This window comes from Pararhizobium sp. (genome assembly GCF_965279435.1).
GTDB lineage: Bacteria > Pseudomonadota > Alphaproteobacteria > Rhizobiales > Rhizobiaceae > Pararhizobium.
Genome location: NZ_CBDIHY010000002.1, coordinates 757,551 through 778,812, shown reverse-complemented (window position 1 = coordinate 778,812; position 21,262 = coordinate 757,551). Strand labels below are relative to the sequence as shown.

Below are 21,262 nucleotides of genomic sequence, written 5' to 3'. Positions count from 1 at the left end.
CGAGTTTCTGCTGCCGCACGAAATCCGCACTGCCGTTTCGTCAATGCCGGTCGCCTACGTGCCGCTTGGGACCTATGAGTGGCATTGCGAGCATTTGCCGATCTTGCCGGCAAGGGCCTCGAAAATCCGGTTGAAGACGCCCAACTCGCTCCATCGAATGAAGCGATTATAGAGCGTCTTCTGAGGACCATATTCTTTCGGTGCATCTTTCCACTGAAGTCCATGTTTCAGCACGTAAATAATGCCGCTGACAACCCGGCGATCGTCAACGCGTGGGATGCCATGAGCCAGCGGGAAATAGGGCCTGATCCGGCTGAACTGCGATGGCGTCAGCAAAAACAAATCACTCATGGCGAAATCCTCCCGCCATGAGTGAATCAAAACAATCCCAAATTGGGAAGGCCCTTAATCAATAGGGCCTGAGCCTAGACTTCCACAAAGATCTTGATCGCTTGGCCGCCGGGTCGATCACCACGATATTCACCCGGATCACACCGTCGTCGGTTATTCGTTTGATCATCCTCCGAACCGAGACGATAAATAGACGGCTTCGAGCGCCGGTTCTTTTCGCCTGGGTAATGGCTTCACAGTTTGCCGTGACGTTGGCCTGATGCTCCCTGAGGGGCAGCACCTTGCAGCCTTAACCGTTCGGCAGTTTTGGTGTCCTGGCACTTGGTTATCCTCGCCCCGCTATCCGCGAACCTTAAAAACAACAGACAATGTGATCTCGCTGCGACCAAACCTCATCAGATAGGAGGATGGAGCGCCGGCAGAGCGTACTACCGATTGGTGTGGTTCGCGAAGACGATAAAGTTGGCAAGATGCTGGCTTGGGGAATTCGTCAATCGGTCTCAAGCGGGGCGGTGCTACATGCTAAGGATTAACATCAAGAGCGATCAGTATTTGAGTGTGTCCGGCGGGGCGAATAGCGATTACAATCCGCTTTCGACATGGACCACGGTGTCGTCGAAGGCAACCGCTGCCCCAGCCCAGGATGTCGTTACTGTCGTCTACCGATCATCGGCAGACCTATCGGCAAGCGCCAGTGCGACGGTCTCCGCAGATACCCTGGCCGGTATCGTGAAAGCAACATCATCGCTCAGTGAGCAGACATCGGCTCCCGGTCTCAATCCTGCCGATAAGTCGGACCCGATCGAAGATAAGGATGCTTCAATCGTATTATCGGCAAACACCTCCTCCACGGAAAACAAAACCCAATCGGTTTTTCCGGCTAGTCGCGCCATGAGCTTTCAGTCCGAAGCCATATCGTCAGCATTGACGGAACCTCCGGTCGTCGCAAGAACCATCTCGGAAACGCCTGCTTTCGCGGCGACGGAGGCAGCCCCCGCCCAGGCCGTCCCAAACAAGATCGCCCTCGAAAATATGAAGCAGGGCAATCCGCGCAGCGAATGGGCCATTCAGGATGATGGCGACGGCAACATCCAGGGGTTCGCTACGGAAATCAGTAGCAACATAGGGCAGACCGTAGACTTCAAGATTGCGACCGATTCGACACACTACCGCCTGGATATCTACCGGATGGGATATTATGGCGGCGATGGCGCCCGCAAGGTTGCGACGATCGACAAATCGCTGACTACGGCGCAGATTCAGCCTCACCCCATCGTCGATATGTCGCTCGGGCTGATCGATGCCGGCAACTGGTCGGTTTCGGCCAGCTGGACAATTCCGCAGGACGCCGTTTCGGGCGTCTACTTCGCGAAGCTGGTGCGCGAAGATGGCACTGCAGGCCAGAGCATCGTCCCCTTCATTGTGCGCGATGACGGCTCCACCAGCAACATCGTGTTCCAGACGTCGGATACGACATGGCAGGCATACAACGCCTGGGGTGGCGCCAGCCTTTATTTCGGGGAAGTCCCTGTCGATCCCAACAAGATGATCGGCTACCTGCCGCCAAACTGCAGTTGTGGCATCACCGCGATCGGGCGCGCCTCGGCAATCAGCTACAATCGCCCGATCGTTACCAACACCAGCCCCGTCGGCGGCTCACATGACTACGTCTTCGGCGTCGAGCACTCCGCAATTCAGTGGCTGGAGCAGAACGGTTACGACGTCTCCTACATATCCGGGGTCGACTCCGCGCGAAACGGCAGCCAGTTGCTCAATCACCAGGCCTTTCTTTCGGTCGGACATGACGAGTATTGGTCGGCCGAACAGCGCACCAATGTCGAGGCCGCCCGCGATGCGGGGGTTAATCTGGCCTTCTGGAGCGGCAACGAATGCTACTGGAAGGTTCGCTGGGAAAACAGCATCGACGGCAGCGGTACACCGTATCGCACCATGGTCTGTTACAAGGAGACCTGGGGTACCAGCACCGATCCGAGCAACATAGGAACAGGAACCTGGCGCGATCCGCGCTATGCAGATCCTGGGCAGAAGCCGGAAAATGCGCTGACCGGCACCATGTTCACGGTCGATAGCTATCGTCAGGACTCGATCTCGGTTCCCTACGACTTTTCCAATCTTCGCTTCTGGCGCAACACAGACGTCGCAAACATCCTGCCGGGACAAAGCTTCGAGCTTGTCAAAAATCTCCTCGGTTACGAATGGGATTCCGACGTCGAGAACGGTTTTCGGCCGGCCGGTCTTGTCAATCTTTCTCTCTCGACCGTTTCGGTCGATACCTTTCTGCGCGACTACGGTGCCACCATCGGCAGCGCCGAGGCGACACACAGCCTGACCATGTATCGTGCCGAGAGCGGCGCACTTGTCTTCGGCGCCGGTACGGTATTCTGGTCGTGGGGGTTGAACGCACAGCATGACGGGCCGGCCACGCCAACCGACCGCAATGTCCAGCAAGCGATGATCAACATGTTCGCCGACATGGGCATCCAGCCAACGACGATTGATGCCAGCCTGATCCTTGCAACGCAATCACCCGACCACGTCAAACCGACCTCGACCATTACGTCTCCAACGGTTGGTGCGACTTTCATCGAAGGCCAGCATGTGACCGTCACTGGGACGGCACAGGATTCGGGCGGCGGTATCATCGCCGGCATCGAAATCTCCACGGATGGAGGCAGCCACTGGTTTAAGGCGGCTGGCAGAGAAAATTGGAGCTATAACTGGGTCGTTCAGGCAAGCGGAACCTATACAATTTTGTCGCGTGCTGTCGATGATAGCGTCAATCTTGAAACGCCTTCGACCGGCAAACAGGTGACGATTTCTCTGCCCTCGACGTCCAGTCTGTGGACTATGGCCTCGAAACCGGCTGTGGAGACCAATGTCGAACGGGACGGCGTGGAACTCGGCGTGCGTTTCCAAGCATCGACGAGCGGCTCCGTACAAGGCGTTCGCTTCTATAAGGGTTTCTACAATGTCGGCGAACACAAAGTCAGCCTCTGGAAAGCCGATGGAACACTACTTGCCACCGGAATATCGACCGGAGAGTCGCTTTCGGGGTGGCAGACGGTCACGTTCTCCAGTGCAATACAGATCACAGCGGGAACATCCTATGTCGCCTCTTATCATAGCGACGGGTACTACTCCTCTACTGGTGGATATTTCAATTCCGGCTACACCAAAGGCGCCTTGAGCGTTTCCCAGGGCGGCGGCGTTTACGCCTACGGAAGTACCAGCACTTTTCCCGGCAACAGTTTCAACGGCTTCAACTACTGGGTGGATGTCGTATTCAGCCCTTCTACGGTCAACACAGCGCCTGTCGCCGCCAACGACAATGGATACACGACAGTCCAGAACACGGCAGTGATCATCACCACATCCGCCCTCCTTGCCAACGACACGGACCCTGACGGTGACGCGCTGGCCATCACCGGAGCGGCCGGAGCGGTCAATGGTTCCGTGAGTTTCAACGCGCAGAACAACACCATTACCTTCAACCCGACAGCCGGATACACGGGGGCGGCAAGCTTTACCTATTCCATCTCTGACGGGCGGGGCGGCACGGCCTCGGCCACCGTCAACCTGACGGTGACACCGCCATCGACAGCGACAAGCCTTTTCAGCCTGTCGGATACACCGGCTGCCGTTTCCAACGATCCGAACGCCGTCGAACTCGGCATGAAGTTCGTCGCTTCGGCTGGGGGGACGATTACCGGCGTGCGCTACTACAAGGGCATCCAGGATACGGGAACCCATACGGGCTCCATCTGGAGCACGACCGGCGTTCGGCTCGCCACTGCGACCTTCTCCAGCGAAAGCGCCAGTGGCTGGCAAACGGTGCTCTTCGCCCAGCCGCTGACAATCGCAGCCGGCACGACCTATGTGGCCAGCTATCATTCCAACGGCAACTATGTTGTGACTTCCAATCATTTCTCAACGAGCCGGACCAATGGCGGGCTGACTGCGCCGTCCAGCGGCACCAGCGGCGGAAACGGCGTCTATGCCTACGGGACGAACAGCCTGTTCCCGTCATCCTCCTACAATGCGTCGAACTATTGGGTCGATGTTTTGTACCAGCGGTCAACCCAGAATGCTGTACCGGTCGCCGTCGCTGATCCAGGCTATTCCGCAACGATCGACACCCCCCTCGTCATCCAGGCCTCCGCACTGCTTGCCAACGACACGGATCCGGATGGCGACACGCTCACGATCACGGGCGCAAGCGGTGGGGTCAACGGTTCGGCTTCTTTCAACAGCCAGACCAACATGGTCACGTTCACGCCGACGACAGGTTATACCGGAAGCGCGAGCTTTACCTATTCGATCTCCGACGGTCGCGGCGGCACGGCATCTGCCCAGGTATCTCTGACCGTTTCTCCGCAAGTGACGACGCAAAACGTCTTCACGGCGGGTAGTACGCCATCGAGCATTTCGGTCAACGACAACAATCCGGTCAATCTCGGTATGAAGTTCCAGGCGGACACGGCTGGGTGGATAACCGGAATCCGTTTCTACAAGGGTGCCAACAACACTGGATCGCATACCGGATATCTCTGGACATCGACCGGCACGCTACTAGCTAGCGCGACGTTCAGTGCCGAGAGCGCCAGCGGGTGGCAATCGATCAACCTCTCTCAGGACGTCGCCATCCAGGCGAACACCACCTACGTCGTCTCCTACAGCACCAATGGCAATTATTCGGCAACGAGCAATTTCTTCAATTCCGAGGTCGCGAACGGCAACCTGCATGCACTTTCCTCGACGCTGAGCGGCGGCAACGGCGTCTACGCCTACGGATCGAGCGGGCTGTTTCCGACGAGCACGTACAATAGCACAAACTATTATGTGGACGTGGCGTTCAAGCAACTGGCAGCCTGAACCAGGACATATGGGGCACGAATGACAAGCGATAAACGGCTCCCGGTAACGGTATTGGCAGGGTTTCTCGGTGCGGGAAAAACGACGATATTGAACCACATTCTGCGAAATCGCGATGGTCTCCGTGTCGCCGTGCTGGTCAATGATATGAGCGAGGTCAATATCGACGCCGATATCGTTCGTGACGGCGGCGCGGATCTCTCCCGCACCGACGAAACGCTGGTCGAGCTCAGCAACGGATGCATATGCTGCACGCTCCGCGACGACCTGCTTGGCGAGATCCGCCGGCTCGCAGCAGAGGAACGTTTCGACTATCTCCTGATCGAAGCGACGGGCATTGCCGAACCCTTGCCGATTGCCGCAACATTTTCTTTCAGGGATGAAGCGGGGGCCGCGCTCAATGATATCGCCCGGCTCGATACGATGGTTTCGGTCGTTGATGCCGTCAACCTGCTTTCAGACTACTCCGGTACCGACCTGCTTCGCGATCGGGGCAAAGCACGCGACGATGACGACCAGCGAACGCTGGTCGATCTTCTGGTAGAGCAGATCGAATTCGCCGATGTCATTGTCATCAACAAGATATCCGAAGTAACTGCCGGAACCCGCGAGACGCTACGCCGGACAGTCGCCGCGCTCAATCCCGATGCACGCGTCATAGAAACCGACTTCGGCCATCTGCCGCCTTCCAGTATCCTCGATACAGGCCTTTTCAGCGAGGCGAAATCGGCAAGATATCCGCTCTGGCACAAGGAATTATACGGGTGGGGGGACCACGTGCCTGAGACCGAGGAATATGGCATATCCAGCTTTATCTACCGCGCGCGACGCCCCTTCGATCCTTCCAAATTCGAGAATTTCCTCGCGCAGGAATGGCCGGGCCTCATCCGCGCGAAAGGCCATTTCTGGCTGGCCACCCGGCCCGATTGGATCGGATTGCTTTCCATAGCTGGCGTGCAGCGCCGCACGGAGGCAAAAGGCCTCTGGTGGGTTACGGTTCCACGGGCCAACTGGCCTCGCTATCCTCAATTTCGCGCTCTTCTCGATAGAAACTGGAATGCCGTCTGGGGTGACCGGCGGCAGGAACTGGTCTTCATCGGCGCAGGTCTGGACGAAGAAGCCATCTGCGGCGCGCTCGATGATTGTCTCGTCGGGCACGACAACGGCTTCGATCCGCAGCTTGCGCGCAATATGCGCGATCCATTCCCACCCTGGGAGCATGTGCACGCCGCCTGACAAAGCTTGATCCTCAACCATGGAGACGACAATGAGCAATGAACTCTATGCCGACGGCATCGGCGAAATCACCGTCACCGGGACGATCGTCCGGATCGACCTTATGTCTCTTTCCGCAACGGAGCGGGACGCGAGCAACAACCCAAAACCAGTGTTTCGCCAGCGGATCATTATGCCGGTGGATGCCTTCGCCAATGCCGTTGATCTCATGCAAAAGGCGCTCAGTGGCCTGGTCGAGGCGGGCGCGATACGTCGCATCGGTGATATCCAGCCACTTCCAGCTGGCGACGCGGTTCCCCAGTCTCAGACGGCGCTGAACGCATCGCCGAATTTCAACTGAATGAAAAGGCAGCAATGTCTCGGGTGGGGCCATGAGCACATTTCCGCATACAAACCTGCAGTGCTTGGCTCTGGTCGGTCGCCACCACGGTGTCGATCTGTCACCTGAGAGACTGTTGCACGATTATGCAGTGGGCGATGAACCGGTCGCCACCCGGCAACTCCTGCGCATGGCCAAGGACGCGGGCCTGCGTGCTAAAAGCCTGCATCTGACCTGGCGGTCGCTGTTTCAGATGGGCGATGCCTACCCGGTGCTTGCCGAGCTTGAAAACGGTAACTGGGTCGTCATTGCTGGCGCCGCCGGTAGCGGGGATGACGAGATGATCCGCGTTCTTGACCCGCTGGCACAACGCCCTGAATTTCTCCTCCTGAACGAAGAGCAGTTTTCCAAATGCTGGCACGGATCGGTGGTTCTGGTAAAGCGCAGCTATCGCCTTGCCGACGACGATCAACCGTTCGGCTTTCGCTGGTTCGTGCCGGAAATCGTTCGTCAGCGCAGCCTGCTTCGCGATGTTGCTCTCGCCGCTTTTGTTCTCTACGGGCTCGGACTTGCCACACCGATCTTCTTCCAGCTCGTCATCGATAAGGTCCTGGTGCACCAGAGCTATGCGACGCTCGCAGTTCTGACGATCGGCATAGGTATCGCGCTCATCTTCGATGCCGCCTTTACCTTCCTGCGGCGCTACCTCCTGCTATACGCGACGAACAGGATCGATATCCGCGTGGCGACGCGCACCTTTGGGCATCTCCTCAATTTGCCGATCGCGCTGTTCGAGCAGGCTGCAGCCGGCGTTCTCGTCAAGCATATGCAACAAACGGGGCGCATCCGCGAATTTCTGACGGGCCGGCTCTTCCTGACCCTTCTGGATGCCCTGTCTCTCTTGGTCTTCATTCCGATCCTGGTTCTCTACAGCGTCAAACTCACCCTTGTCGTGTTGGGTTTTGCTGCACTTGTCGGCCTCGTCGTCATGGTACTTGTGGGGCCTTTTCAGAGACGGCTCCAGGCTCTCTATCAGGCCGAAGGTGAGCGGCAGGCTCTGCTGGTTGAAACCGTCCACGGAATGCGTACCGTCAAGTCGCTCGCTCTCGAACCCCGTCAGCGTCAGGTCTGGGACAATAGTTCCGCCCAGGCAATTTCCGTGCGGTTCCGCGTTGATAAGATCTCCACCGTCGCCCAAGCTTTGACCGGGCTTCTGGAAAAACTGATGAGCGTCGCTATCATCGGTCTGGGCGCTCTCGATGTCTTCAGCGGCTCGATGACGATCGGCGCTCTGGTCGCGTTCAACATGCTGGCTGGAAGGGTCTCTGGTCCGCTCGTCCAGATCGTCACGATGGTGCATGAGTATCAGGAAGTGGCGCTTTCCGTTCGTATGCTCGGCGAAATCATGAACCAGCGCCCCGAGCAGTTCGGTCGGGGGCGAGGCATCAGACCGGTTCTCAAGGGGCGCATCGAGTTCGACAAGGTCACATTTCGTTACGGCCCGGACGGCCCGCCCGCGCTCGACGACGTCTCCTTCACGGTTCCGGCAGGCTCCGTCTTCGGCATCGTCGGCAAGAGCGGATCCGGCAAGACCACCGTAACCCGGCTGATACAAGGCCTTTATCAGAACCAGCAGGGGCTTGTGCGGATCGATGGTTATGACAGCCGCGAAATTGATCTTGCCCACCTGCGGTCGAGCATCGGCGTCGTGCTGCAGGATAATTTCCTGTTCCGGGGCTCGGTTCGGGAGAATATTGCGGCCGCAAAGCCCAATGCCAGCATCGAGGAGGTGATCGCGGTCGCGCGGATCGCCGGCGCCGAGGAGTTCATCGAGCGGCTGCCACGCGGCTTCGAATCCATGCTGGAAGAGAATGCGTCCAACCTTTCCGGCGGTCAGAAACAACGCCTCGCCATCGCCCGGGCGCTGATAACCGATCCGAAACTGCTCATTCTCGACGAGGCCACCAGTGCGCTCGACCCTGACAGCGAGGCCATTCTGCGGCAGAACCTGAGCAAGATCGCAGACGGGCGCACGGTCATTATCGTTTCCCATCGTCTCTCCCAATTGGTCGATGCCGACGCGATCCTCGTGGTGGACCGCGGCAAGATCGCCGATATCGGCCGCCATGATCAGCTAGTCTCGCGCTGCATAACGTATCGCCACCTGTGGTCGCAGCAAACGAGGCAATCCGCATGAACGCGCGCCCGGAAAATGTTCATCAGAATCTGCCCGTTCCGGTCGCCAAATCCGGAACCAGATTGGCGGAAAAACGTGTTTTGCCGCCTGTCATCGCCGAGTTCCAGTCCGACGCGGTGGAGTTGGAAGAACGGGTGCCGCCAAAGATCGCCCGGTTGACGCTTTATGGCATAACGGCCCTCATCGGTACCGCCGTTTTCTGGGCCTCGGTTTCCGAGATCGACGAAGTGGTCATTGCTCCGGGCAAATTGATCACGACGCAGCCGACGATTGTGGTTCAACCACTCGAAACCTCGATCGTTCGCACGATCAACGTCGCCGTCGGTCAGGAAGTTCGTGCTGGACAGACATTGGCCACGCTCGATGCCACATTCAGCCAGTCGGATGTCGATCAGCAACATACGAAATTCGCAGCGCTGGACGCGCAGGTCAAGCGGATCGAAGCCGAACTGTCGGGCGCCGACTACACAAAGCTGGCCGGTAATTCTTCGGATGAAGTGTTGCAGGTACGGCTTTTTGAACAGCGTCGTGCTTTTTACGTCGCCCAGCTCCAAAATTTCGGGCAGCAGATTGCAGGTCAAGCTGCGGCGATTGTGGCCGGCAAAGATCAGGAAACGGTGCTTACCAGCCGGCGCGAAAATCTGACCCTGATCGAAAATGCGCGCCAGACGCTTTTCAAGAACGACACGGGATCTCTGGTGGCTTTCCTGGGTGCGCGCGACGCACGCCTCGATGTCGATTCAGACATTTCGGCGCTGCACGGAAAGGCAGCCGAAGCTGAACATTCCCTTGCGAAACTGACTGCCGACCGGCAGGCGTTCATCGAGGATTTCCGGCGCGCATCGATGGAACAACTCGTGGACCTGCGCAGTCAGCGGGATACGGCCGGTGAAGAACTGAAGAAGATGGAATTGCGCCGCAACATGGTGACGCTGACAGCGCCCGCCGATGCGGTCGTTCTGGACCTCGCACAGCGTTCCATTGGCTCGGTGGTTCGCGAGGCGGAGCCGGTGGTTACGCTGGTGCCCCTCAACGTTCCGCTGGAAGCGGAAGTCTCGATAGGTTCAGGCGATATTGGTCGGATCGCGGTCGATAAAGAGGCGCGGATCAAGTTCGATGCCTACCCGTTCCAGAAGTTTGGCACCGCCTCCGGCACGGTCCGGACGATCAGTCGCGACGCATTCACGCCCACGCAAGAGGGCATGGCGGCTGGTCAACCCGCTGTTCCGTTTTACAAGGCGCGCATTCTAATCGCCGATTCCAGGCTGGGTGCCTCGGAACATCTGACACGGCTCCTTCCCGGAATGACGGTTTCTGCGGAGATCAAGGTCGGACGTCGGACGGTGATTTCGTATTTCCTCTATCCCCTTCTACGTGGACTGGATGTTGCTATCCGCGAACCGTGAGATGCGCATTAATATCGGTTTTTCATCATCTTTCGGAAGGCCGTTGGTCTTCGACATTTCCAGTGTTTCTAGGACGTGGTTTTTGCCCTCGATCTCACGAAGCCGCAATGCCGTCGGCCAAGAGGTCAGCCAGCATGGCTGTCCGGAGCCTAAAGGTTTTTGCGTCGCGACGGGATGCCGAACAGCTTGTCGAGACAGATCGGGCCCAACGTCGGCAAGCAAGCGCTGCAGAATGCCAGCGATCGTTTTCATGGCGATGTCCTTTGATGAAATGGAAAAGGCTCCCTGTGAGGGAGCCTTGAGCAGTTCTGTTCCTATCGTCGATCCTTGGTATTACTGGCTGGGCCGGATGCTTGCGAGATAGACCGGGCCGTTCCCGTCGCAGTCGGGGCAACTCGGTTCGCCTGGCTTTCCGTCCGTGTCTTTTGCTCCTGCTCGCTGTGCAAGCTGCTTCACTGGGTCAACCTTCGGGGTGTCCATGGCAACTGCTGTCGATTTGGTGGCCAGCTGCCTGTCGGATCGTTCGTTCGTCGTCGCGATTGATGTACATCCTGAGATAAGGATGCCAGCTAGAATTGTGAGGTAATAACCGCGCATGCGCTTCTCCGTGTTCACCATGCGTTTCAGGCCCGCCAAGCCGGTAACGTACAAGGGCTCGCTTTCACGAACGCCGGAGCCTGTGAAGCCCGGTGTTCGCGTTACATCCTCATCGGCGGCGAGGAGTTGGTTAAACAGTCATTTCGTGTAGACGGCCCAAAGGCAGACTGACCGAGCTGTTATGACAATACGCCAAATACGGCGCGATAGGCGTTGGATAAAAGGCGTAGGCAAAGCAGCACTTTGTCGAACCGTCCTCACAGCAACAGATCAGCGGTCCTCTACGGTTTTTCATCATGTAGCGGCTCACCCGTATTGAATATCGATTTCGGGGAAGCGACAGCAAATGCAATCCAGAGCGCGCGAAAGAAGCATCAATCTTCTCTGACTTTCAATCAGATGACTGCGCTGGCAGTGATCATAACTGTCACATCGGCCTGGTTCGCCGACCAACGCCGCGCACCATTGCAACATCTAAGGTCAATTTTGCAGTCTTATACGCCCGTCGCCTAGGCCCGCCGAGCGGGTAAGCCTTTCGGCTGACTGCATTTGAAATGCCGCGCATGAATTAGAAGGCGTGGACGAACACTGGCGCTTTGCACAAAATGGCACGGCGGAAAACACGCGTCAGTGGTTTCGCTAAGTGCAAACGCATCGCACGGCCGCGCTAACAGTTCTGAGTCTTCGGCGCGCTTGCAACCGTTGCAAGGAGAAGAAGATGGCATTTTTCCAACCAACAAAAGCTCAAGTTGCGCAGTGGTCAGCGACGATTGTCCAGGGCACCGTCAATCTCACAGCACTTGATTGGCTCTTACGAATAGCACCATTCAACGATGTTATTATCGGCAACAGCCGCAACGAGACTTTCAACGCCGCGGCCGAGGGGACGTTGATTTTCGCGTTCGACGGTAACGATCGCTTGAATAGTACCTTCAACCGGACAGCGCTGATCGCCGGCGGCGGCAATGATACGCTGGTCACCGATGTTCTCGTGCCGATGAACGGCAATAATGATGTCGAAGGTCTTGCAGTCCAGTTCGGTGGCGCCGGGAAGGACAACATGAGCGCGACCGTGATGCTGCAGGGCGGGGTTACCACAGTCCACGATCGGGAACTGCGTGCCGAAGTTCTGGCTGACGGCGGCGCCGGCAACGATATGATCAATGCGGTGGCAAACGTGGCGCAGCCGGTGTTCGGAAACGTGAAAGCCATAACCCACCTTCTTGGCGGCAGCGGTGACGATACGATCAATGCCGTGGCCAGCACACGAAATGCGCTGGACGACAACTACGCCAAGAACGAGATCGATGGCGGCGCCGGAAACGACCACATTACCGCTCTTGCCGAAACCGAGTTCAAGGGCTTTACCGCCACGGCCATCAACATTCTCGACGGCGGCGCCGGAAACGATGTCATCAAGGCCACAGCCAGAGGCGTCTCCAACGGTACGGAACTGGTGTCGAATTCTCTCCATGGCGGCACGGGCGATGACGTGCTGCATGCTTTCAACTTTACAGATTCCAATTCCCGGTCTCCGGTTGGAATCAACACCCTGTGGGGCGACGAGGGCAATGACACCCTGGAGGCAACGCATACGACGGATGGTGAAAATACGGTGACCGACGTCACCAATCGCCTGAACGGCGGTACGGGGGATGACCGTCTGAAGGCGGATTCCACTGCGCTCGGCGGCTTTGTCGCTGCCTTGAACGCCTTGAGCGGCGGCGCTGGAAAAGATGCCTTAACAGCGCGTATTGTGGCCGACGCCCATGGTGGCCCTGGCTCTCTCGGCCTTAGCCTGTATCACGTCGCCAATCTCCTCAGTGGCGGCACCGGCAACGACACGCTCGACGCCTTCCTGTTGATCACATCCGCTCCGTTCGCCGCGGACGGTTCCCGGGCCGAGAACCGGTTGGATGGTGGTGCCGGCAATGATGTGCTTGTGGCAACGGTCGCACCAGGATCATTTGGATCAAGCTTCCTGACCGGCGGCGGTGGCAATGACCAACTCACCGTCTTCGGCGGTTCGAGCAATGTCCTGAACGGCGGAAACGGTAACGACAAACTGACGGGCGGGATCGGCAGCGATGATTGCATCGGCGGTGCCGGCAATGACATCATCAAGGGCCTAGCCGGCAACGATACCCTGACGGGTGGCGTCGGCAGTGACACGTTTGCGTTCAACACAGCGCTGGACGCTACGAACAACGTCGACGTGATCTCGGACTACAACGTGACCAACGATACGATCCAGATCGAGAACGCAATCTTCACAGCCCTTACCACCCCCGGCGTGCTTTCATTGGCAGCGTTTGCCGCGAATGAAACCGGACTGGCCGGGGACGCCTCCGACCGCATCGTCTACGAAACCGATACCGGCAATCTTTACTACGACCGGGACGGGAACGGCGCGTCCTATGGCGGCGTGCATTTTGCAACGCTGACGGCCGGCCTGGCACTGACCGCAAACGATTTCGTCGTTATCTAAGCAGGAGGCTTTGCTTGGCCGGCCACAGCACATGCCGGTGAGGGAGAGCGGCTAAGGAGAGGGCAGAAGCGGGGAGGTTGTCTCCCGACCATTGCTTCGATTCCCATCAAGACAACCATTTGTCATGACATAACGGGGCGAACATCTTCTGCAATTCGCTTAAGCCATGATGGAAAGATGGAAAAATAGCAGCGCGCCAGCCAAACTCAGGGCGAGGACTCTCGGCGGGTGCACGGGAGACATGTCGAGAAATACTCCCAACAGCAGACCGGTCGCTGAAACAACTCCGATAAGTCCAATGGATTCGGCGTTGAATGCCACTCCTAATGAGGTAACGCAGATTGCACTCGCAAGCGTCGTCACCGGCGAGCGCAACACGGCTTCGCCGGTCGTGCGCGAGAAAATCGGACGAAAACCTCCCCAGCTCAACGCGATTGCAAAGCTGAGGGAGAAGGGGGCAACAATATCCAGGAGGATCATACGCATTCCCCCACCGCTTTGTAATTTATCGATCGCGGGTGCTCCGTTGATACCTTTTGCGCAGATCCCAGCTGAGCGAATACATGCCCCACACCGATCAGGATCGGATGGTCGACGCCCATGCCCACGACAGCTGAAGCCAGATCGTCCAATCGTCCACTCCATCGGGCTTCATTGTTGCGGGTCACAGCACTGACGACTGCAACGGGTGTGTCAGTATTCATCCCGGCCGCCAATAGCCGGGTCTGGATCTGGCCTGCGGTACGACCGCCCATGTAGAAGATCGTTGTTGTCCGCGCGTGCGCGAGATCGTGCCAGTTCATGTCGGCTGGCAAGGAGCCGAACCGCGAGTGGCCGGTGACGAAACGAACCGCCTGCGCATGGTCGCGGTGCGTCAGCGAGACGCCGAGCCTTGCTGCCATGGCGCTGGCCGAGGTGATGCCGGGCACGACATCGACGGGGATGCCTTCCTGTTCGAGGCAGGCGATTTCCTCGCCGGCGCGGCCGAAGATCATCGGATCGCCGGATTTCAGCCGCACGACGCGTTTGCCGGCCTTGGCAAACGTGACCATCATGGCATTAATGTCTTCCTGCTTGCAGCTCGTCCGGCCGCCGCGTTTTCCGACCAGCATTCGCTTTGCCTCCCGGCGGGCAAGTTCCAGCACCTCGTCGGAAACGAGATCATCGAACAGGATGACATCTGCGGCCTGCAACGCGCGGACGGCTTTGAGCGTCAAAAGTTCCGTGTCGCCGGGACCGGCGCCGACCAGAGTCACACTGCCGATGGACGGTATTGTCTTCGCAACGATACGTCCGGCATCGGCGAGAAGCTCGGCTTCCGTGTCCGCCTCTGGCGGTGTGCCGAAAGCGCGATCGACGAAGCTTTCCCAGAAGGCGCGTCTTGGCGCACCGGGGCTTATCTTCGCATTGACCTTGTCGCGGATGGAGTGCGCCAGCGCGGCCCAGGATTTCAGTGACGGCGGCAACAGCGTTTCGATGCGGCGGCGGATGGCTTGGGCCAGAATGGGTGCTGCGCCGTCGGTGGAAATGCCGACGACAACGGGCGAGCGGTTGACGATCGAGCCGAACTGGAACTGGCAGTATCTCGGTTTGTCGATGACGTTGACCGGGACGCCAGCCTTGCAGGCGGCTTCGAAGAATTTTGCGGCGGCCCCATCATCCTGGCAGTCGGCGATAGCAATGGCTGCATCGTCGAACACGGCGGCGGTCCACTCATGAGCATGATCGACGAAACGTCCGTTTTCGGATTCCGAACCCTGAGCGACCAGAGTTGAAAACGTCTCGCTCAGGTTTTCGGCATAGACATGCACCTCGGCGCCGCAGGCGGCCAGCAGCTCCGCCTTCCAGGCGGCGGCGTCCGATCCCCCGGCGACAACGGCACGTTTTCCGTCGAGCACCCAGAAGACCGGCAGTTTGGCAAGCGGCGCCATTCGGGCGGGGGTGGCGTTGCGGTCACTCGGCAGCAGCTGCAAGACATCCATCGATGATCCCCCTGATTTCGGCGCGGCACGAGCCGCAATTGGTTCCGGCGTTCAAGTCCTTGCCGACCGCCTCGACGCTGTGACAGCCGCTCCGAATAGCGGCGACGATCTGGTTGACGCCGACCCCGAAACACGAGCAGACGGTAGCGCCTGGGTCCATGCGTCCGGCGCCGGGACGTCCGGCAACGACGGTGAAGCGTATGGCGAGTTCGGTATGCTGGACGGTGAGCTGTTCGATCGCCCAGTTGCGAGCGACGGCGACGGGGCGGCGGGCGAGGAAGAAGGCGGCAAGCAGCCGGTCGACGTCAAAGAAGGCGAGGCGCAGGTCGCCGGATTGGGCGTCCGCATAACCGAGCGGCTCGATATGATCGGGAATGCCGAAATGAGCACGGCACCAATCGGCCCAGCTGTCGGGTGCAGCATCAAAGGCAAGCTCTAGGCGCCAGCCCCCGTCTGCCTTCGCCAGAGCCCAGTAAGCGGTATCGAGGTTTTCCGGTTTGCTGAAGGAGACTGCAAAACCATAGCTTTCCACGTTCAGCGGCCGGGCTGTGACAGCGACATTCTTGGAGGCCGGCTGGCCTGAGACAGGGTCTGTCAGTGGCGCAACGACCGCGTCGATACGGGCTTTCGCGGCAAACTGGTCGTTCCAGTGCATCGGCACGAACAGGCTGCCGCGTGCCTGCCGGTCGGTGACAAGGGCACGCACCACGGCCTTGCCATAGGGGCTTTCAATCTCCACCAGCGATGCGCTGGCAACACCGATCTCCATGGCGTCGCGCGGGTGGATTTCGGCGAAGGGCTCGGCGATATGGGCGGAGAGGCGGGCGCTTTTGCCGGTCCGCGTCATCGTATGCCACTGGTCGCGGATGCGGCCGGTGTTGAGCGTCAGCGGGAAATCGGCGTTGGTGCGATCCGATATGGGGGCACTGACGGCAATGAAGCGCGCCTTGCGATCGGCATGAAAAAAGCCGCCTTCGCCGAAGAAGCGCTTGATCCGGGCTTGCGTGTTTTCCGGCTGCGGCCACTGGAACGGAGCCAGTGCATCATAAGTCGATGCGTCGATCGACTGGTGGGCGCCGATATCGAAATCGCGGCTACCGCCGTTTTCGAAAGCCGATAGGGCGGCATGCTCGGCAAAGACATCGGCAGCGGCGGGGAAGGAAAAGGCGTCGACAAAGCCGATGCGGCGCCCGACTGCGGCCATTTGCCACCAGTCGGCCTTTGCCTCGCCGGGCTGGTTGAGAAAGGCACGTTGGCGGGAAATGCGGCGTTCGGAATTGGTCACCGTGCCGTCCTTTTCGCCCCAACCTAGCGAGGGCAAGAGGACATGGGCGTATTGCGTCGTGTCGGTTTTCTGAAGGACGTCTGAGACCACGACGAAGGGACAGGCAGCGATCGCAGCCGCCACCGCATCAGCATCTGGCATGGAAACAGCCGGGTTGGTCGCCATGATCCAGAGCGCCTTGATCCGGCCGTCTGCCACCGCCCGGAACATATCGACGGCCTTGAGGCCGGGTTTGCGGGCAATATCGGGCGATTGCCAGAAGCGCTGTACGCGGTCGCGGTCCTGCGCGCTTTCGATGGCCATATGGGCCGCGAGCATGTTTGCAAGACCGCCGACCTCGCGTCCGCCCATGGCATTCGGCTGGCCGGTGAGCGAGAAGGGTCCCATCCCGGGCCGGCCGATACGTCCCGTTGCCAGGTGGCAATTGATGATAGCATTGACCTTATCGGTGCCGGAGGCGGACTGGTTGACGCCCTGGCTGTAGCAGGTGACGACCTTCTGTGTTTCTTCGAACAGCCGGAAGAACTGCCGCAATTGCATCGACGGCAGGCCTGTGCGCTCCATCAGCTCGGCGATGTCGAAAGCCGATGCAGTGGCGAAAGCTTCTGCGAAACCGTTGGTATGCGTGCCGATATAGTTCTGGTCGATCGCGGCGGTGCCGGCGAGATGAGCCAGCAGGCCCATGAACAGCGCCACGTCGCCATCCGGCCGGATCGCCAGATGCAGGTCGGCGATATCGGCCGTCATCGTGCGGCGCGGGTCGATGACCACGACTTTCATGCTCGGCCGGGCGGCCTTGGCGGCGGCGAGGCGCTGGTAGATCACCGGATGGCACCAGGCCAGGTTGGAGCCGGTCAGGACGACGAGATCGGCAAGCTCGATGTCCTCGTAGGTACCCGGAACGGTATCGGAACCGAAAGCGCGGCGATGGCCTGCGACCGAGGATGACATGCAAAGGCGCGAATTGGTGTCAATATTGGCCGAACCGATGAAGCCTTTCATCAGCTTGTTGGCGACGTAATAGTCCTCCGTCAGCAATTGACCGGAGACGTAGAACGCCACCGAATCCGGGCCGTGTTCGGCGATGGCTTCGGAAAAACGGGAGGCGACAAGATCGAGCGCCTCGTCCCAACTCGTGCGTTGCCCGTCGATCTGCGGGTAAAGAACACGTCCGTCGAGATCGATGGTTTCGGCCAGCGCCGAGCCCTTGGAACACAGCCTTCCGAAGTTGGCGGGATGATCCGGATCGCCCCTGACGCTGACTGTGCCGGTGTCATCGATCTTGGCAATGACGCCGCAGCCGACGCCACAATAGGGACAGGTGGTCTTGGTTTCAGTGGACATGGGAGGTGCCCCGTATCCGCATTTCGAGATTGAGGTGCGTTACCCCCCCCTGTCCCTCCGGAACATCTCCCCCACAAGGGGGGAGATTGACCGTATGCTTCTTGCGTCCCTCACTCACTACACCAAGAGGGAAAAGAATGATCTTCCCCCTTGTGGGGGAGATGTCAGCGAAGCTGACAGAGGGAGGTATTGCCGCAAACTCCGTCATCCGACTATTCCGCCGCCATCATCAGGCTTTCGAGCGCGATGGAGAGGGCGCCATTGTCGTTGCGCACCCGGATCGTTCGCACCTCGCCTTGGTCGGCGCCGAGCGCCATGCCGGTTTCGAGCGAAATGACCCAGTTGTGTAGCGGGCAGGTGACAGCCGTTCCGTGAACGATACCCTGGCTCAGCGGTCCGCCCTTGTGCGGGCAGTGATCCTCGATGGCGAAGACCTCGTTTTCTGCGGTGCGGAACACGGCGATCTTGCCTTGCGGGGTCTTGACACAGCGCGCGCCACGCAGCGGAATGTCGGAAATGTCGCCGATCGCGATCCAGTTCATGTGTTCGTTCCCTTTACTCTCTGAATATGCGGCGGCATCGGCTCCTTTACCCTCCCCTTGAGGGGGAGGGTCGGCGCGAAGCGACGGGGTGGGGTGACCTTTCATGTCAAGCAACGATCACCCCCACCCGCGACTTTGTCGCGACCTCCCCCCTCAGGGGGGAGGTAATCATTCCGCCGCTGCGGATAGCCGACCGTCGCCATCGGCCGGAACTCGTGCTTGTCCTTGCCGGAGACGCGCTCCGACCAGGGATCGACCTGGGCAAACGTCTGGGAGAAGACGAAGCGCTCGTAATAGGCGTGGCGCTTGTCCGCATCGCCCATGATCTGGCGGCGAATTTCGTCGAGACCGATGCGTTTCGCCCATTTGTAGATGCGCTCAAGATAGCGGCCCTGCTCGCGGTACATCTGTGTCAGCGCCACGATATAGTGCAGCGCCTCGTCCTCGGTTTTGACGAGGCCGAGGATTTCCGTGCCCTTGATGTCGAGGCCGGCTGCCCCTGCAAAATGAATTTCGAAACCTGAATCAACGCAGATGACGCCGATATCCTTGCAGGTTGCTTCGGCGCAGTTGCGCGGACAGCCGGAAACGGCCAGCTTCAGCTTGGCCGGTGTCCAGGAGCCCCACATGAACTTCTCGATGCGGATGCCAAGCCCGGTCGAATCCTGTGTGCCGAAGCGGCACCAGTCGGAGCCGACGCAGGTTTTTACCGTGCGCAGGCCCTTGGCATAGGCTTGGCCGGAGACGAAGCCGGCTTTGCCGAGATCAGCCCAGACGGCGGGCAGATCTTCCTTCTCGATGCCGAGCAGGTCGATGCGCTGGCCACCTGTGACTTTCACCATCGGGATCTCGAACTTGTCGACGACGTCAGCAATCGCCCGCAACTCGCCTGAATTGGTGACGCCACCCCACATGCGCGGCACGACCGAATAGGTACCGTCCTTCTGGATATTGGCGTGGACGCGTTCGTTGATGAAGCGTGACTGGTAGTCGTCGGCATATTCGTCCGGCCAGTCACAGACGAGGTAATAGTTGAGCGCAGGCCGGCATTTGGCGCAGCCGCACGAAGTCTTCCACTCCAGCTCCTGCATGACGGCGGGAATGGTCTTTAAGCCCTTGGCCTTGATCAGGCGGCGCACATCGTCATGGCCGAGATCGGTGCAGCCGCACATCGGCTGCACGGCCTTCGGGTTGTAGGCATCGCCCAGCGTGATGGTCATCAGCTGTTCGACCAGCCCGGTGCAAGAGCCGCAGGAGGCGGAAGCCTTGGTGTGGGCGCGCACCTCGTCCAGCGAGCTTAGCCCCTTGCCGGTGATCGTCGATGTGATTTTGCCCTTGCAGACGCCGTTGCAGCCGCAGATTTCCGCATCATCCGGCAAGGCTGCAACGGCCGCCATAGGGTCCAGCGGTGACCCTCCCTGGTAGGCCTGCCCGAAAATGAGCGTTTCGCGCATTTCCGAGATATCGGTGGCTTTCTTCTTCAGGTCGTTGAACCAGGCGCCGTCGGCGGTCTCGCCGTAGAGAACCGTGCCGATGATGCGGTTGTCCTTCAGAACCAGGCGCTTGTAGACGCCGGCCGTCGCGTCGCGCAGCACGATCTCCTCGCGGTCGTCGCCTTCGGCAAAGTCGCCGAGGGAGAAGAGATTGATGCCGGTGACCTTGAGTTTCGTCGGCGTATCCGAATGCACGAAGGCGGGCGTGCGGTCGCCAGCCAGATGCGATGCGGCAATCCGTGCCATTTCATAAAGCGGCGCGACAAGGCCATAGACCATACCATCCACTTCGGCGCATTCGCCGACCGACAGGATGTCGCCATCTGAGGTCTGCATGCCGGCATCGACGACGATGCCACGATTGACGGCGAGGCCGGCTTCCTTGGCGAGACCTGCGTTCGGGCGGATACCGACGGCCATCACCACGAGGCTTGCCGGGATGATTGTGCCGTTGTCCAGCTCGATGCCCTCGACCTTGCTGTTGCCGACGATCTGCTTGGTATTGGCCTTGGTGATGACCTTGATGCCGCGCTCCTCGACGGCTTTTTGTAGGAGATAACCGGCTGCCGGATCGAGTTGGCGCTCCATCAGCGTCGGCATGACGTGCAGCACGGTCACATCCATGCCGCGCGAAGCAAGACCGGCTGCCGCCTCGAGCCCGAGCAGACCGCCGCCGATGACAATGGCCTTTTCGCGCGACTGGGCAGCGAGCAGCATGGCTTGCACATCGTCGAGATCGCGATAGGTGATGACGCAGGGCAGGTCCTTGCCGGGCACTGGAATGATGAAGGGCACGGAGCCGGTGGCGATGACCAGCTTGTCGTAGCTTTCCGTCACGCCATGATCGGAGGTGACAGTCTTACTGGCACGGTCGATCGCGACGATCTTGTGGCCCTTGTAGAGCGTGATGCCGTGTTCGATGTACCAGCCGTCGCCGTGGATGACGATCTGCTCGTAGGTCTTCTCGCCGGATAGCACCGGCGAGAGCATGATGCGGTCGTAGTTGACGCGCGGTTCGGCATTGAAGATCGTGACGTCGTATTGGCCGGGAGCCTGTTCAAAAAGGTGCTCCAGCATACGCCCGGGGGCCATGCCATTGCCGATGATGACGAGTTTCTGGGTCATGCCG

General features: G+C 59.4%; 11 protein-coding genes and 2 pseudogenes. 6 read left to right on the top strand and 7 right to left on the bottom strand.

Features of this window, described 5'->3' with window-relative positions; genetic code table 11:
- Positions 1 to 108: 108 nt before the first annotated feature.
- Positions 109 to 351 (bottom strand): annotated as a pseudogene (locus ACQY8Q_RS05065) (transposase); the annotation flags it as partial.
- 519 nt (positions 352 to 870) lie between these two features.
- On the opposite strand from ACQY8Q_RS05065, the gene ACQY8Q_RS05060 reads away from it, so the two are divergent.
- From ACQY8Q_RS05060 to ACQY8Q_RS05040, 5 genes are read left to right on the top strand one after another with little or no spacing between them, the layout of a single operon-like run.
- On the top strand, positions 871 to 5,244 hold the full coding sequence (locus tag ACQY8Q_RS05060; protein ID WP_428425276.1) for a DUF4082 domain-containing protein: 4,374 nt from the start codon (positions 871 to 873) through the stop codon (positions 5,242 to 5,244).
- A 21-nt stretch (positions 5,245 to 5,265) separates the two neighbouring features.
- Positions 5,266 to 6,480, top strand: coding sequence for a GTP-binding protein (locus tag ACQY8Q_RS05055; RefSeq protein ID WP_428425274.1), 1,215 nt, complete (start codon positions 5,266 to 5,268; stop codon positions 6,478 to 6,480).
- Between the two features lie 31 nt (positions 6,481 to 6,511).
- Positions 6,512 to 6,820, top strand: coding sequence for a hypothetical protein (locus ACQY8Q_RS05050; RefSeq protein ID WP_428425272.1), 309 nt, complete (start codon positions 6,512 to 6,514; stop codon positions 6,818 to 6,820).
- Positions 6,821 to 6,851: 31 nt separating this feature from the next.
- Positions 6,852 to 8,996, top strand: a complete 2,145-nt coding sequence (locus tag ACQY8Q_RS05045) for a peptidase domain-containing ABC transporter (RefSeq protein WP_428425270.1) — start codon at positions 6,852 to 6,854, stop codon at positions 8,994 to 8,996.
- Complete coding sequence (locus ACQY8Q_RS05040) at positions 8,993 to 10,402, top strand: HlyD family type I secretion periplasmic adaptor subunit (RefSeq protein ID WP_428425268.1); 1,410 nt, start codon at positions 8,993 to 8,995, stop codon at positions 10,400 to 10,402. The genes ACQY8Q_RS05045 and ACQY8Q_RS05040 overlap by 4 nt, the downstream gene beginning before the upstream one ends.
- On the opposite strand, the gene ACQY8Q_RS05035 is transcribed toward ACQY8Q_RS05040, so the two are convergent.
- The gene (locus tag ACQY8Q_RS05035; protein WP_428425266.1) at positions 10,367 to 10,654 is read right to left on the bottom strand and encodes a hypothetical protein; all 288 of its coding nucleotides are present in this window, start codon (positions 10,652 to 10,654) and stop codon (positions 10,367 to 10,369) included. The two genes, ACQY8Q_RS05040 and ACQY8Q_RS05035, sit on opposite strands and share 36 nt — an antisense overlap.
- A gap of 1,063 nt (positions 10,655 to 11,717) precedes the next feature.
- On the opposite strand from ACQY8Q_RS05035, the gene ACQY8Q_RS05030 reads away from it, so the two are divergent.
- A complete protein-coding gene (locus ACQY8Q_RS05030) occupies positions 11,718 to 13,487 on the top strand; it encodes a calcium-binding protein (RefSeq protein WP_428425264.1) in 1,770 nt (589 codons plus the stop codon).
- Between the two features lie 159 nt (positions 13,488 to 13,646).
- Here ACQY8Q_RS05030 and ACQY8Q_RS05025 read toward each other — a convergent pair whose 3' ends face one another.
- The 5 genes and pseudogenes from ACQY8Q_RS05025 to nirB all read right to left on the bottom strand — a co-directional run.
- Positions 13,647 to 13,967, bottom strand: a complete 321-nt coding sequence (locus ACQY8Q_RS05025) for a hypothetical protein (protein ID WP_428425262.1) — start codon at positions 13,965 to 13,967, stop codon at positions 13,647 to 13,649.
- Complete coding sequence (cysG, locus tag ACQY8Q_RS05020) at positions 13,964 to 15,469, bottom strand: siroheme synthase CysG (protein WP_428425260.1); 1,506 nt, start codon at positions 15,467 to 15,469, stop codon at positions 13,964 to 13,966. Before cysG ends, ACQY8Q_RS05025 begins: the two co-directional genes overlap by 4 nt.
- A complete protein-coding gene (locus ACQY8Q_RS05015) occupies positions 15,441 to 18,098 on the bottom strand; it encodes a molybdopterin-dependent oxidoreductase (RefSeq protein WP_428425258.1) in 2,658 nt (885 codons plus the stop codon). Before ACQY8Q_RS05015 ends, cysG begins: the two co-directional genes overlap by 29 nt.
- A gap of 212 nt (positions 18,099 to 18,310) precedes the next feature.
- Complete coding sequence (gene nirD, locus ACQY8Q_RS05010; protein WP_428425256.1) at positions 18,311 to 18,640, bottom strand: nitrite reductase small subunit NirD; 330 nt, start codon at positions 18,638 to 18,640, stop codon at positions 18,311 to 18,313.
- 179 nt (positions 18,641 to 18,819) lie between these two features.
- Positions 18,820 to 21,258: pseudogene (gene nirB / locus ACQY8Q_RS05005) on the bottom strand (nitrite reductase large subunit NirB); the annotation flags it as partial.
- Positions 21,259 to 21,262 lie beyond the last annotated feature (4 nt).